Annotated in this window: 10 protein-coding genes; 4 read left to right on the forward strand and 6 right to left on the reverse strand. The window is 50.7% G+C overall.

The annotated features are described in order from the left end of the window. Position 1 precedes the first annotated feature (1 nt). From ABFZ84_RS11965 to ABFZ84_RS11990, 6 genes are all read right to left on the reverse strand, one after another. On the reverse strand, positions 2-700 hold the full coding sequence (locus tag ABFZ84_RS11965) for a Crp/Fnr family transcriptional regulator (protein WP_369314248.1): 699 nt from the start codon (positions 698-700) through the stop codon (positions 2-4). Between the two features lie 493 nt (positions 701-1,193). After that, positions 1,194-1,337 carry a hypothetical protein gene (locus tag ABFZ84_RS11970; protein WP_369314249.1) on the reverse strand — a complete coding sequence of 48 codons (144 nt, stop codon included), beginning with the start codon at positions 1,335-1,337 and terminating at the stop codon, positions 1,194-1,196. A gap of 131 nt (positions 1,338-1,468) precedes the next feature. After that, on the reverse strand, positions 1,469-3,709 hold the full coding sequence (locus ABFZ84_RS11975) for a CHASE2 domain-containing protein (RefSeq protein ID WP_369314250.1): 2,241 nt from the start codon (positions 3,707-3,709) through the stop codon (positions 1,469-1,471). A 2-nt stretch (positions 3,710-3,711) separates the two neighbouring features. After that, positions 3,712-6,141 carry a FecR domain-containing protein gene (locus tag ABFZ84_RS11980; protein ID WP_369314251.1) on the reverse strand — a complete coding sequence of 810 codons (2,430 nt, stop codon included), beginning with the start codon at positions 6,139-6,141 and terminating at the stop codon, positions 3,712-3,714. Positions 6,142-6,149: 8 nt separating this feature from the next. Further along, complete coding sequence (locus ABFZ84_RS11985) at positions 6,150-7,547, reverse strand: surface lipoprotein assembly modifier (RefSeq protein ID WP_369314252.1); 1,398 nt, start codon at positions 7,545-7,547, stop codon at positions 6,150-6,152. A 253-nt stretch (positions 7,548-7,800) separates the two neighbouring features. Further along, positions 7,801-8,193, reverse strand: coding sequence for a DUF3307 domain-containing protein (locus tag ABFZ84_RS11990; RefSeq protein WP_369314253.1), 393 nt, complete (start codon positions 8,191-8,193; stop codon positions 7,801-7,803). A 360-nt stretch (positions 8,194-8,553) separates the two neighbouring features. Between ABFZ84_RS11990 and ABFZ84_RS11995 the strand changes: the two genes are divergently transcribed. From ABFZ84_RS11995 to ABFZ84_RS12010, 4 genes are read left to right on the forward strand one after another with little or no spacing between them, the layout of a single operon-like run. Beyond that, on the forward strand, positions 8,554-11,019 hold the full coding sequence (locus tag ABFZ84_RS11995; protein WP_369314581.1) for a cyclic nucleotide-binding domain-containing protein: 2,466 nt from the start codon (positions 8,554-8,556) through the stop codon (positions 11,017-11,019). A 4-nt stretch (positions 11,020-11,023) separates the two neighbouring features. Next, the gene (locus tag ABFZ84_RS12000; RefSeq protein WP_369314254.1) at positions 11,024-11,896 is read left to right on the forward strand and encodes an ATP synthase subunit B family protein; all 873 of its coding nucleotides are present in this window, start codon (positions 11,024-11,026) and stop codon (positions 11,894-11,896) included. Between the two features lie 6 nt (positions 11,897-11,902). Then, positions 11,903-13,741: a cytochrome c3 family protein gene (locus tag ABFZ84_RS12005; protein ID WP_369314255.1), complete on the forward strand. Its 1,839-nt coding sequence runs from the start codon at positions 11,903-11,905 to the stop codon at positions 13,739-13,741. Continuing rightward, complete coding sequence (locus ABFZ84_RS12010; RefSeq protein ID WP_369314256.1) at positions 13,738-15,087, forward strand: multiheme c-type cytochrome; 1,350 nt, start codon at positions 13,738-13,740, stop codon at positions 15,085-15,087. Before ABFZ84_RS12005 ends, ABFZ84_RS12010 begins: the two co-directional genes overlap by 4 nt. Positions 15,088-15,120: the final 33 nt, after the last annotated feature.

The raw sequence follows: 15,120 nt of genomic DNA on the forward strand, positions 1-15,120 counted from the left end.
GTTACTCCTCGCCAATGTGGCGGAGAGCTTCTGGTTTTGTCAGAGTAATTATCCCTGCCTCTTGCCGGACTAGCCCTTCCGATTCCCACATCTTTAACTGTCGGTTTACGTTCTCACGCATCAGCCCTGCATGCGCGCCAAGATTGCCTTGCGACAACTTCATATCAATGTGTAGCGCACCTTCATCATCCGTGTGCCCATAAACTTCGCCAATACGTAATAGCGCTCGCGCCAGTCTCGGGGCTGCCGGAAGGGTCGCAATATCTTCAAGCAAAAAGTTTGTATGACGCAGGCGTTTGCAAAGTGCAGATATAATCTGAAGCGATACACCGTGATTGCGTTCTAAAAAATCAAGCACGTCACGACGATAAAGCCGAAGCGCTCGTGTCTTTTCTAATGCACTCGCCGAAGCTGATCTTGGCCCGCCATCGAACACACCCATTTCGCCGAGGATTTCATTCTCGCCCATGAACGCGAGAACAGTTTCCTTGCCGCCATCAGAAAAGACGCTAATTTTCACCCGGCCTGAAAGAATGATGTAAAGACAATCACTATCGTCGCCTTGCGAAAATATCTGTTTGCGCGCCGGAAACACCACCGTCTGGGCTGCATCCAGCAATCCGCTTAACTTGTCATCTGTCAGGGCTTCAAAAAATGGGTGGCGTTTAAGCTCCCAAACGAGGCTGGCATTGTCCGACACCGAAAACGTAACTCCCCTTAGCGTTTCACCAGCTTAGTAGAGTTATTAGCCCTTGTCGCGCTACCCCAAATCGGTGCCACCATAAAAAGAGACGGCGCGCCCCTCCCCCGAAGGACGCGCCGTTCCAAGTAAAGAAGCCATAACGGGGCAGGCTATGACTTCTTTGGGGCGTTCTATTAGCGGTTCAGCGTGACCAAGCTAGAAAGACCAAGAGCCGCGTTGATTGCGATAAATCCGATGATGATGATTTCGATTACGCCCATGATCTTCTCTCCCGTGTCTTTGTTCCGGTCTCTCCCGACCGCCGATGATTAGAATTTACGCTGGCTCCTGATTTTGCGCTGTGATCCACGTCACAGCTTTGGTTCTATTCTCAAAACTCATCTAAGTTCTTGTTTTTGTTGCAGAAGCGCGGCGCGTCCCTCTCCCCCCAAGGGACGCGCCGGTCTCCCCCTGCTGTTCGGCGCACGACCAGCCCATGTCTGGCGCGGTATCAGCGGCTAGCCGGAACCAGACTTGAAAGACCCAGCGCGGCATTGATGCCGATGAAACCGATGATGATGATTTCAATTACGCCCATGATCTTCTCTCCCGTATCCTTGTTCCGGTCTCTCCCGACCGCCGATGAACAAACCATAGGAGACACCCCGCTATTCAGCTGTGACGGGCATCACAGGCAGAGCGATTTCGTTAACAAAAAAGCCGGAATGCACCCGCAAACCAGATTTTTTATTTGTTTTTCAATAACTTGAAGGGTTAGCGAGCGGGTTATTTTTCTTCGCGCATGGCATTGGCCCGTGCACAGAAGCTCTCGATCGCCTGATCAATGCCAAATGTCTCACCAGACCGACAATCCGCAAATTGCTCTAGCGCCAAGGAAAGTTCACCTTCGTCTAGGGCAATCACTGCCGTTTCAAACGATTGCTTGAAAGCATGAAAACTCGGCTTATCCGCCACAGCTTCATCACCAACCAACGCAAAGATTACTGTTGGGTCTGATCGGCCTTTAACGGTAAATGTGCCTAGTGGAACCGATGCAAATTCGGGAATTCGGTTTTTAGTCTCTTCAGACATAATAATCGGCACGCCATATTCTTTTGTGAGGGCTTCGAGCCGTGATGTCAGATTGACCATGTCACCGAGCATTGAATATTCGAGATGATCTTCAGATCCAAAATTACCCACTCTGGCTTCCGCCGTGTGCAAACCAATTCCAATCTTAATTTCGGGCAACGGTAAATCTTTGTCCTTGCGCCAGCCAGCGTTCAAATTCTCTAGCGACTTTAACATTTGAAGCGCAGCACGCGCGGCTTGGGCCGGGTGGTCATCCACATCAATGGGCGCATTCCACATTGCCGCTAACCCATCACCCATATATTTATCGACCAGCCCTCTATGCTCCACCACAATTCGCGTCATCGGTGTGAAATATTGGTTGAGCATAGCGGTCACTTGTGGCGGGGTCAGTGACTCCGAAATCGTCGTGAAGCCGCGAATATCCGAGAAGAATGCCGTTATCTCGCGCTGCTCGCCTTCCAATTTCAAAAGAGTCGGATCTCGCTCTAATCGCTCAAGAATGAGGGGCGACAAAAACTTACCAAATGCACCACGGATAAATTTCCGCGCGATTTGTTCTTGTTGGAACATAACAACAAAGGCCGCAAGAAATGAGGTTCCCAAAACGAGGCCCGGCGTAACCGGATCAATCAAGAGCCCCGACGCAGAAAATGCGAGATACGCACCGCCAAAAATTCCGACGCTCAGAACCAGCCAAATAACAAAACCAGTCGCCGCCGGAATACGCGGTAAAAACGCCAACAAAAGAAAAGACACGAATACGGCCAGAATAATTTCAAGAGGCCGCATTAGCCCCCATGCACGGAATAAAGTTTCCCCGGCAAGCGCCTGTTCGATAACTTCGGCGTGAATATGCACACCGGGCCTGTCATCACCCAATGGCGTCACGAGAACATCTCGTAAACCCTCTGCCGATGCGCCGATCATAACGATGCGCCCTTTGACCGCATCAGCAATTTCATCTGGCGAGCCATCAATAATATCAACCACCGAAAGCCGCCGCTTCAACAAACTATCAACCGGCGAATAATGGATCCATAGCTGACCATCATCCGTAGTCGGAAAGCGTAAGCGACAGAGGATAACTTCAGAGACAGACTCTTGTGCGACGCCGGTTACATGAATCCGGCATGGTCCCTTTTCTGCGGCTTTAACAAAAGCACTTGGCGCGAATTTAGGATCGAGACGCGGTGCCGCCACACGTAATGCCTCTAATGCTAAACTGGGAAAAACCTCGGCACCGTCACAAGCGAGCGCAATCAACGGAACCGAGCGTACAATGGCATCATCTGCTAGTGCCGCACGCGCAAACCCCTCACCGCTCGCGGCTTCGCGGAAAATGGGTAATGGCGGCACAACATTGCGAAAGCTTGGTGCGACTCGCGCTAGGTCATTTGCTGACATCCCTTGCACTTTCGCAAGTGCTGGTGGGCAGTCAGCGTCAGACGCGCCTGAACGTGCCGTGAGATGAAGCACTGTTGGTGCTGCCTCCAGCGCCGCCGCAAAACGTCGATCATGATCAACCTGAGAAAGATTAGTTGCACCCAGTTCACTAACGATAGGTGATAATTCCGGCGCGTTTAGCCAACTCGTCGCAACATTACTGGGGCTCGTCCGGTCAGGTTCAGCAAAGATGACATCAAAAACAATTGCCGCTGCACCGGCCTCATTGAGCTTATCAACGATTGTTGCGAACCGGTGGCGCGGCCAAGGCCATTGGCCGTAACGCTCCAATGCAGCGTCATCAATCTCCACCACACGCACAGGGCTTTGATTATAGTCCCGTGGCGAAAACCTCTGGAACTGATCAAAAACACGATCACGCGCAACATTTATCAAGGTCGGCTGTTGAAGTATCAAGCCGAGCGCTAACAAGGCACCAATAAATCCGGCGAGCCGTGGACCAAGTATTTTTTTCTGCCAGTCTGCCATATTTAACCAGCCGGCGTTTCGCCCGGCTGAATCGGAACATTCTCCATTGCTCCTTCACCGCTGCCACCTGCGCCATCTGAAAAGTCGATATAGATATCTGCATTTTCACCCGCACCAACCGATTGACCATCGTGGAGCAAGAGCAACATTGAATTTATATCACTGCCGGTGAAATCATCCGTATCTAAACCGAAAACGCCAACGCTGTCGGTCGCATCATCAAAACTAATCGTGTTTACACCCTCGCTGATCGTCAGGGAATAATTGGCGAATGAATCTTGAATATCGACATAAACATACGAACCGCCGCCACCAATGGTACGGTTTGCAAAGTTGATATCGATTGATGCTTCGGCCGATCCAAAATAATCGACGCCGCCCACAGTCGTGACAAATGCTGAACCAGCACTGTTATTGAATTGGCTGGCTTCGTAACGGAAGGATGAACCCGGCGCGACATTGAAAAAGGTTTCTATCGTACCCGACTGCGCATCTAGACCCGCAATCGTCGACACCGCATTGTCACCAAATATTCCAAAATCCTCGTATAGCTCTAGTTCCCGATAAAAGTGATTTCCATTCCCATCACTCAGGATCGCTGCAAGATCAGCAACTAATCCATCGCCTGCGCCAATCAGCACTTGGCCCTGAAGAACGTCAGGGTCGCTAGAAAATCCACCCAGTGCAAAAAATGCTAAATTAAACAAACCAGTATCGTATGATACGGCTTGATCGAGTGCGATGTAATTGGTGGAAATACCAGAACCGCCCGCCGGAGTAGTCATGGCAATATAAGATGCACCCCCACCGACAGTACGATTCCCAAAATCTAATTCTATCTGACCCGCCATAATGCCATCAACAATAGTTGGCACACCGACAGTTGACATCAAATTGGCGACACTGCCGCGTAAAATTGCGGAGCTGCCACGTTGCCCGCCCAATGCGTCGAGTTCTGCAATCGTTTGCACCGAAGAAAGTGGAAAATCAAAATAGGCGAGATCGCCGGTGCCCGGCATGATTTCAAGGTCACCTATTGTTGCAACAGCATTATATACAACCGACTGTTGATCTGTTGCACTTCCGTCAATAGCCACGTCCACCGTCGCGGTGTCATTAGCACCCTGGCGAATGGTGAAGGTAAAAAATTGCCCCGGATACACGGCGACATCGTTTTCGCCGATCTCAAACGGTATGTTCCCGCTTGCAAGCATTGCATCAAGGAAAGCATTCTCGATCTCTTGCGGCACAAAAGTATCATCATCCCGCGTCAATGACGTCGGATCGGTGACAGAAAAATCCAACCGAATAAACGACGCAATCGCCTCCGGCGCGATCGTCCGCGACGCCCAGTCGATTGTAAGTTGAATTAGGGCAACACCCTCGTCCTCCAATACAGAACCCGCACCGCTATCGACAAACAACTCAGCGCTCGCGATCGCGAAAACATGGCCGTCGATGCCTGTTTGCGCCGCCGCAAAGTCTTCGAGCGCGTCAAGCGGCAATATATCGCCGACTTCAATCACCACCGGCGGCGGATCGGTTGGCCCCTCAGATTCACCCGGTGTTTCCGTCGGGTATTGATCAGTGCCGTCATCCTCAATGTTGGCTAGATCTTGCGAGGTATTGCTGGTCGGCTCGCCCTCTTGCGCCCCTTGCCCTGATTGATCGACTGGGTTGCCCGCATATTCTGTTGCAAATCCATCACCCTCTGGGACAGCCGGGACAAAAGCCTGATAAATTCGGCGGAGCAATTCAACATCCGCACGGAACGGCGCAGAAACACCATTCTCGTCGATACGAACCGCGAAACCTGGCCGTTTCAACGATGCCGAAATTGCGGCTTGATTATCGCCAGTCCAGAAATCAACGAGACCACGTGGGCTAAGCCCGCTATTGTCACGTACTGGCCCTTCGAGCAGTGCATAAATCGCACCATCGAGTTCGACCAAAATTACATTTGTTCCGCGCACGCCCATCGTGACGCCGGTGTCTTGAATTTCTACTTCGGTAGAGCCTGGTTCCGTATCGCGACCCGACGCAAATCGGAATCCGCCCCGTAAAAAGTTCACTGCGCGACGGCGACCTGCACCACTCCCGTCATAAAACTCGCTGATTGTCGATTCCGAGTCTGGCGAGAACGTATAGGTACTCCAATCGCAAAGTTTTAGTTGGAGGTGCGAGTCAGAACCAGTCCGCACATGATCGCCAGAGAACAAATCATCGCCATTTTCTGGACGGCTAAAATCGCTTGCACTTTCGCTTCGCACATCAACGGCTGGCCCGACGACCGCCGTTGCGTTCCCCGCTTTTGGGTCATTGGTGTTTTTATCGAAACACTCAGCCGCATGAACTGACATCGGTGCAATCAAAAGCGCAGCAACCGAACTCGCTGTAAGAAAAGCGGATCTTGAAATAATTTTCTTCATCATCACGCCCCTTAAAATGCAAAACGTTTGGACAGCAAGACCGAAACTTTATGGGTCTTGTAGTCGTAATTCGCGATATTTGAATCGACATTCTCATATTCGTACTGCGCTATCAGATTGATATCCTTCACGCCTTCTGGCGCGCCCGGAAGGAAAAACGACAGCGGCGCACCGACCGTTGCACGGCCGCGATAGAGCCATTCCTCCCTGACATTCGCCGATACAAATGGATCATTAGCGTCATAATTTGAACGCTCCGCCCACGCACCGATTTGGGAAAACGCGCCACGTCCCAATAGCCAGCTATGTTGTGCGTTTACGCCGTATCGGTCATACGCCTCATAGTCGCGCATCGCATCTTTATTGCTGTATAATCCGCCAACCGTAACTGTCTGGGTTGGACTAAGCCGCCATGAAAGACCGCCTCTGGCCGTCCATCGCGTGCCCGAGCGTTCAACCGCTGATGTAAAGCCCGGCGTCGCACGGAAATCTTCGTCTTCAACCCGAACCGATGTGAAAGATTTTAACCGCGGATTAAACCGATAGGCGACTTCGACCTCGCCACCGAACGTGCGCAAATAGTCATCGCCATCAAGCCAGAACAACCCAGCACGTACGCGCGGGGTAACAGACCATTTCCCTGAATACCAAGTCCCGCCAAGAGCAACTGAAAGTGCATCAAGATCGAGGCTATCAAATTCAAACTTGTCGGAGCGATAATATCCGGCGTCTGCGTGGAGTGTATGACCTTCTTGCGAACCGAGATCATGAGCAAGCCTGCCTTGCACGGATAAAACATGCGCTGCGTCACTTACGCGTGGGCTAGCTGGGAACGGTATGTCTTGAAAAAGGATGATGCCGCTCGACGGTGACTGATTGCGGTTTTGATCCCATTCAATCCCGGTAGTCACCGTAATCGCGCCACGTGTGGTGCGTTGTTCATATTTAATACGGTTGAGATAGGTTTCCGCCTCAGCGCGCAATGTCGCCGGTAATTTTCCGCTGGCAATTGCTAACTCAAGTTCATAGCGCGCCCGATCAAAAAGACCGAGGCGATAAAGAACAAAACCATAGAGCACCCGAACATCATGGAGCTGTGGCTCCATAAGCAAAATCCGCTCTAGCGTTGCGCCGCCTTCTTTTAGGTCGCCTGCCGCGATCTGTTCGCGTGCATAAGCAATGTTCAACCGAATATCATGCGGTGCCGCGAGGATTTGTTCGAATGAAATTGTCCCCTCACGATAATTCTGCCTGGCGTCTTCTCGCTCACGCGTTTCAGTAAGGTTTCTATCGGCGGCTTCGCGCGCGGACTCTTCAGGTTCCTGCGCATACGCAGAAATTGGCGCTATCAATGCCGTTCCCGTGAACATTAATAGAAATGCGGATACATTAACGCGTAATGCTGACATTCTTGGTATTCCCCCTACCCGATTTTGGTGGCCGCTCAACCGCTAATCATTTGAATAATCAGCAGGAACACCCGACCGCTATATGTGCGTATAAAGGTTAATGCTTTCTGCACGCCCGCATTAACATTCAGGATACTGCACCGCAACAATTCGTCGTGAATCTCTAATTAACTATGCGCCGACGTCCCTTGTGTCGCAACTCTTTTCTAATTGCCGCTGCGTGCCACACGAATTTGCGGGAATGCTGAGCTAGCTATCGGCTCATCACCAAATTCCAGATGATAAAATAGTGCGTCAGATGGTGAACCATCTGATCTACGCCGAATGGTACCCAAAAGGACTGTTTGTTTACATCCGTATACCGCCCGAAAAACCTAGGGCTGGCTTTAATGCGGTCCATCGAAAAATGGACAAGAAAATCAAATATCGCAAGAAACCATAACGTTGGCGTAAAAACGACCAGAATAGCCAGCGTCATCACCGCATGAACGCTAACGTGAACACTTAAAGGAAAGATAAAACCAAGACCTGACTCTGATTTTCCACGAACCATCCATCCAGTTTGTAAAATATAGTCGCCAATTAGCTGTTTGATCTGAAAGATCACCAACAACACAAAAACGAACTGAATGTCGCTCATTTCCATGGGTTTATCGCTCCCCCGCGATTCTTATCAACCATTTATCAGCCTGTATTATTTATGCCGCAACGCAAAACGCCTGAAGAATTGCGCGCTGAAGAAGTTTAATCGAACGCCGATCACAACAGTAAACTGGATCGTAAATCAATACACGAGAAACAAATCAAAAGGTTACGCCCATCATCGCGGCAAATGCAAGAAGCCATTAACGATACTTGGTTACGCTGTGTTGCAACGCATCCGAATGAGGTTAGACAGCAGAAGCTTAATCATATTGAACGCACCGCCAAACGGGTTTCTCGCGGTCGCCGGTGCTGGATCGCACACTGAAATATAGTATGGTTAATCAAGGGTTGAGTGGGGAAACTGTTGGAAAAGGTCAAAATAGCCATTGTCGGCTCGGGCCCCGCAGGCTTGAGCGCGGCTGGGCGCGCTGCGGCGCGCGGGCTTTCGCATGTGCTGCTAGAAAAAACATCACACCTCTCTGACACGATATTCAAATATCAGCGCGGCAAATATATTATGTCGACGCCGGATCAATTACCCTTGCGGTCTGATATTGCTTTCGAAGCAGGATCACGTGAAAGCATCATCGATCGATGGGATGTTGATGCCGCTGACTTGAAAACCAATGTAAAGCTAAATTCAGACGTCATCGCAATCGAAGGTCACGAAGGTGAGTTTACCCTAACGTTGGCATCGGGCGAGATAATCGCTGCCGAATATGTGATCCTTGCCGTCGGCGTTCAGGGAAATCCGAATAAGTTAAAAAATCCCGGTACAGACCAACCATGGGTCCAATATCAGCTCGATGATCCCAAAGAATATTACGACGAGAATGTAATTGTTATTGGCGGCGGCGACGCCGGCATCGAAAATGCACTTGGACTTGCCAATCCCGAACAAGGCAACGTCGTTACATTGCTACAGAGATCTGATGGGTTTCCGCGCTCTAAAGAAGCCAACGTACAAGCGCTTTATGCGGCGCGCGATGCCGGACAACTCGATTTCATCACCGAAGCCTCGCTTATTAGAATTGAGCAAGGCGGATCTGGTGAAAGTCTTTGGGTTGCGGTCGTTGACACGAAAGACGGCGAAGCTCGGCTCCCTTGTGATCGCATCATCGCGCGTCTGGGTGCTGCACCACCTCGCAAATTTGTCGAGGCCGCAGGCGTGGAATTTACCGGCCCTGACCGAGAAGCATTTCCGGTGCTAACACCGCGCTACGAAAGTACTGTGCCCGGCCTATATATTATTGGTGCGCTCGCAGGCTTCCCTTTGATTAAGCACTGCATGAACCAAGGTCATGATGTGGTCGAGTTTATTTCCGGCAATACTGACCTACAACCGCCCGATACGCCGCTACTCGAAGAGCTGTTTAAAGCTGCACCGCAGAAACGCAGCGTCGAAGAATGGCTGGAACATATTCGCTCGCGCGTCGATGTACTGACCGATGTTTCGCCGCTTCAAATGCGTGAATTTCTATTGGCGTCAACAATCCACTACAAAAAATCAGGCGATTTGGTCGTTAAACGTAATGATATCGGCTCATCCGTTTTTGCAATTGTCGATGGCAGCGTCGCAGTCGAAGTTGACGCAAAAGACAAACGTAAAACGGTGCCAATCGCGGGCGGCAATATTTTCGGCGAGCTTGGTCTGATTTCCGGACGCCGCCGTACAGCAACGGTCCGCGCGGCTGAACCGACAATGCTACTTGAAATTCCGCGCAATGCGACGCTGAAATTGATGGCATCTGTGCCCGGCGTTAAACGGCGCATGGAACGGATTTCGACTGAACGCCAAGTTGGACAAATTTTTGGCCAACTTTTGCCGCGAAAAGCCATTGATGAAATTCTTGACGGTGCGGAACTGTTGCATTTCAAAGCTGGCGAAGCGCTCATCAACGAAGGCGAACGCTCAACCGATATATATATCATTCGATCGGGAAGTGTTGTGGTCGAAAAACACATCGGTGGCAAAGACGTGTTTTTATCCTACGTGCTCGCCGGTAATTATGTCGGCGAGATGGCACTCTTTTATGAGGGTCTAAGGACGGCTACCGTCCGTGCCGCGATTAAATCAGATGTGGTCCGTCTGCCCGGTGCAATATTCGAACGACTGCTATCGGAAAATCCTGACCTATATAAATCTGTTGAGGGGTTGGTTGCAGACCGGCGTAAGCTGAACGATTACATCGAAGCAAAGCGAGAGGGCTTTTCTTCTGTTGTGGACATGCACACATCTGTGGCGCGTTTCCTATTGGAAGAACAGGGTCTATCAGAAGCAACCGACGCGCTCGTGATTGATGAAACGCTTTGTGTGGGTTGTGATAATTGTGAAAAGGCCTGTGCCGATGTGCATGAAGGAATCTCTCGGCTTGATCGCGAAGCCGGAAATTCCTACGCGTTTATTCACGTGCCCACATCATGCCGCCATTGCGAACACCCACATTGCATGACCGACTGTCCGCCCGATGCCATCCATCGTGGTCCAGATGGCGAAGTGTTTATTGACGACAAATGCATCGGTTGCGGAAACTGTCAGCGTTATTGCCCCTATGGCGTTATCCAGATGGAAGCCGTCCCGCCCAAAAAACCGAGCCTCCTATCTTGGCTAGCATTCGGTATTGGCCCCGGCCCCGGCCAACCAGATAAAGACTGGATCGATGATCACAGAAAAGGCAACGAGAAACCGCCCAAACAAGCTGTGAAATGTGACATGTGTTCCGGCATTAAGGGCGGCCCAGCCTGTGTCCGGGCGTGCCCAACCGGTGCCGCCATGCGAATATCGCCGGATGATTACCTTTCTCTCGCTGGCGAGGGGTCGGAATAACGCCATGTCAAAATCATCTCAACGGCGCGGATCAGACATGCCCATCTCCCACGAAGGGTTTTTGGGACACAAAGGATATCGCTATCTGAAACTTGCTATTGGCCTGAGCATATTTGCAATCATTGTTTATGCCCTTGCCGACGTAAATTCGCGGCCAAATGGTGGAACGTGGCTCGGCTATACGCTTGGTACAATCTCGGCGTTGTTGATTGTTTGGTTGATGATGCTTGGCATGCGCAAGCGCGCGATTACGGCGGGGAATTGGAGCCTTAAAGGTTGGACCTCGGCTCATGTGTATCTCGGGTCGTCGCTGTTGGTCCTCGCAACACTACACACAGGATTTCAATTTGGACTGAATGTTCACACGCTCGCCTATGGGTTGATGGTGTTTGTCATTCTTTCGGGCTTTGTCGGCATTTATTACTATGCGACCGTCCCCCGAAAAATGAGCGACAACCGCGCACATCGTACGCAAAGCGATATGTTGGAGGCTATTCGCGCATTAAATCGTGAACTGAACGAAGCCGCTCAACCGCTCGACCAAAAATATCTTGGCGATGTAAAAACGGCGATCAGAAAAACAAAAATTAAGCCAGGCCTTTTCACGTCAATTCATGATATTCAAAAACGATGCGCAACAACACGGGCATCAAAACGTTTACGAAAAGCCATCGCAAATGCAGATGACGGTATGCGCCAACCGCTAGAACACGTGGTATCTATTCTTGAACGAAAAGCCGCGCTATTAATGCGGACACGAAAACATATTCGCAATAAAACACTTTTACAGCTCTGGTTGTACTTTCACGTTCCCATGTCTTTTGCTCTGCTGGCTGCGCTTATGGCGCATATCGTCAGCGTATTTTTCTATTGGTGATTTGAAATGACCATTAGAATTGAATTTATAAAACGACGACCCGGTGGCCGTATCACGGTACGCCCAACAATCTATGACAAACGAGAAATTTCGCTCGGCCGCGCAACTGATTGCGACGTTCATTTGGCCGATCTACGTGTCGGACTACACCATGCGAACTTGACCCAAGTCTCTCCGACGAAAGCGCGGATCGAGGCGAATGATGACCACCGAGTGCGTGTTGATGGTTCACAAATTCGCCGGCGCGATATCACCCTGAACGAACAATCCGTCATTCGCATCGGACCTTATCAGCTAACGCTCGCGGCGACAGAAAAGGCCGGCGAACTATTAATCACTATTGAACTGGTCGAGCCGCCCACCCCAGTCGGCGATAACAGAGACGAAAAAACTGTGTTCGGGATGCGCGGTTATGCACCGAGCAAACGCGCAACGGCGTGGCTTTTGATGGCAACCATCCTCGCTGTCTTTCTCGCGCTACCGATCAGTTTGCATTTCAGGGCGAAAATGCCGGAAAGCGTCAATAGCCAGAAAAACGCACCTCATTCCGTGCCGGAAAAACTAGCGCTCGCGACAAATCAACATTGGATGGCTGGGGCCATGTCTTCGTCCCATGCAAACCTCACCAATGATTGCCGGTCTTGTCATGTAAAGCCGTTTACCCGAGTGATGGATGAGACTTGCCTGTCTTGTCACGAAGAATTGGGCGACCACGCGCATCAGGATAAAATGACATTAGCCACGACCGGTCATGGCGAAGGCGATCAATGGTTAGGAACGCTGCGTGCCGGGTTAGATATCCCTGAGGGGCGTTGCGGATCATGTCATTTCGAACATAACGGACCAGAGGGTGTCATACCCAAAGAAACGAGCTTCTGCGTTGATTGCCATACTGATCTTGACCAACGGATAGAAGACACAAAACTTGTGAATGTATCTAATTTTTCCAAGCGACACCCAGAGTTTAGCCCAACATTGGTGCGCAATCCGCAATCCACACCAGTAAAATTTGAACGCATTTCGCTCGTTAAGCACCCCAAAGAAAATAACGGCCTAAAATTTCCCCATGATTTCCACCTTAAAGATGAGGAAGTCATCCGTAAGATTGCAACGTTGCCGACACCTATTCGGAAAAAATATGGCGACGTGATGGAATGCGCCAATTGTCATGAACCCGATGCGGCCGGTGCATTGATAAAACCTATCGAAATGGAAACCCATTGCGCGGATTGTCATTCCCTCGCCTTTGCCACCGGCGAAACATCAGTGCGCAACCTGCCACATGGTCAACCTGCGGAGGTGCGTCGGGTTTTGGCTGATTTCTATCTTGCGCAGGCAACAACATTATTGCTCGGCGATTCCAGCACCGGCATCCTGGGTCAACAGCTAAGCGCAGAGGCCCGGGCCAGACGCGCACGACTGCGCGAACAAGCTTTAGAGAACGCACGCAGAAACACTGAAGACAAAATCGAGCGTGTCTTTTCAGAGGACGGTGTTTGTCAAAAGTGCCATACCAACCAAGATCCCGGCAGTAACAGTTTGCCGGAAATTCGCCCGGTACATCTTTCCACAAACTATTTTCCGATGGCAAAGTTCAGTCATAAATCGCACGAAACGGGTGATTTAGAGTGCACAACTTGTCATCAAGCAGAAACGTCAAGCGCAGCAGAAGATATTCTGATGCCATCCATTACGGCATGCCGGGATTGCCACGACGATAGCACAACACGCCCAACCATCGCGTCAGATTGTTTAACATGTCACGGCTTCCATAATGACAACAAAGATGCACCACCAATGCAACCTCGTAAAACGCGCGCAGCTATGACCCGGTGGCCACGATGAAACTTGTTCGTACAGATATTGTTCTATTGATCTCAATGTTGGTCGCGGTGTCATTCGCGACCATAGCCACGGCACAACCACACCCAATCCCATTAATGGATGGACTTGCCCACACAGGCGTCCCCAGTTGTGCGACCGCCGGGTGTCACGGCGATCAAGTCACTGGCGATGGTGCCGGACCCATTGTGGGTCAAAACGAATATTTTCAGTGGCGCTCCCCAACGGAAAAGGGCGCACATTCCAGAGCTTATGAAGTTCTTTTAACGCCACACGCCAAGCGCATAGCCAATAACTTAGGTATTGGTGCCGCTCAGAAAGCCGCCGAATGTCTCGATTGCCATGCCGACAATGTTACGCCCGAACAACGTTCTCAGCGTTTTCAGATCAGTGACGGTGTTGGGTGTGAAGCTTGTCATGGTGGCGCACAAAACTGGCTGGCTTTTCACCGCATTGGTGCCGGTCATGAGAAAAATATAGAAGCCGGGCTTTATCCCACTGAAGATCCAGTTGCTCGTGCGCGCTTATGTTTTGGCTGTCATTTAGGATCGAGTTTTGAAAACCAGTTTGTCAATCACCGCATTATGGGCGCTGGCCACCCGAGATTAAAATTTGAGCTTGATCTTTATACGACGGTTCAACAACATCACCGTGTCGATGATGATTACCGCCAACGCAAAACCGTCGCTCCGGGAGCACAGGTTTGGGCCGTTGGTCAGGCATTGGGGTTAGAGCGAACATTAGAGCTATTGCTCGATGATGAAACCGGGCGTTCCGGCGTATTCCCGGAGCTAGTATTCTTCGATTGTCACTCCTGCCATCAACCAATTTCAAATGGCGTTGCGGATCTCGATTGGCGACCAAACCCCGGTCGTTCTATTGGCCCCGGAATGCCAATCCTAAACGATGCCAATTTGATCATGTTACAAGCCGCGATGCGCGTTATTGATCCGGGGTTAGCGGAACGCCTTGAAAGCGAAGGTCGGTCCTTGCATATGGCGTCACTACATGGCGGTTCGCAATTTCGTACATCGGCGGAGACACTTCGTTCTATCGCGACCGATGCCGCCAATAGCATAATGACAGCAGATCTTGCAGATGCCGCGGTTATCCGCGCTCTTCTTCTTGAAATTGTCAGCACTGAACAGTCCAGTCGGTACACGAACTATGCTGCTGCTGAGCAGGCCCTTTTTGCTGTGCAGCGCCTAAGTGCCGCTTTACAACTCCAAGGCCCTCGCCTTACAAATTCCATAGAAAAGGCCAGCCGTGCCGCTCAAAGCCCTTATGCCTATAATCAAAATGCATTCAAAGCGGCGCTTAACGATATTTCCAGGCAAATCGGTCGATAAATTCAAATCCGGCAATAGGAATGTTGCCAACGA

This window comes from Hyphococcus lacteus (assembly GCF_041058985.1).
Lineage (GTDB): Bacteria > Pseudomonadota > Alphaproteobacteria > Caulobacterales > Parvularculaceae > Hyphococcus > Hyphococcus lacteus.

Bases quoted from the DNA above. Each gene is read 5' to 3' on its own strand.
- ABFZ84_RS11990 (WP_369314253.1), bottom strand. From the start codon at position 8,193: ATGGAAATGAGCGACATTCAGTTCGTTTTTGTGTTGTTGGTGATCTTT.
- ABFZ84_RS12000 (WP_369314254.1), top strand. From the start codon at position 11,024: ATGTCAAAATCATCTCAACGGCGCGGATCAGACATGCCCATCTCCCAC.
- ABFZ84_RS11980 (WP_369314251.1), bottom strand. From the start codon at position 6,141: ATGATGAAGAAAATTATTTCAAGATCCGCTTTTCTTACAGCGAGTTCG.
- ABFZ84_RS11985 (WP_369314252.1), bottom strand. From the start codon at position 7,547: ATGTCAGCATTACGCGTTAATGTATCCGCATTTCTATTAATGTTCACG.
- ABFZ84_RS12005 (WP_369314255.1), top strand. From the start codon at position 11,903: ATGACCATTAGAATTGAATTTATAAAACGACGACCCGGTGGCCGTATC.
- ABFZ84_RS11975 (WP_369314250.1), bottom strand. From the start codon at position 3,709: ATGGCAGACTGGCAGAAAAAAATACTTGGTCCACGGCTCGCCGGATTT.
- ABFZ84_RS12010 (WP_369314256.1), top strand. From the start codon at position 13,738: ATGAAACTTGTTCGTACAGATATTGTTCTATTGATCTCAATGTTGGTC.
- ABFZ84_RS11970 (WP_369314249.1), bottom strand. From the start codon at position 1,337: ATGGTTTGTTCATCGGCGGTCGGGAGAGACCGGAACAAGGATACGGGA.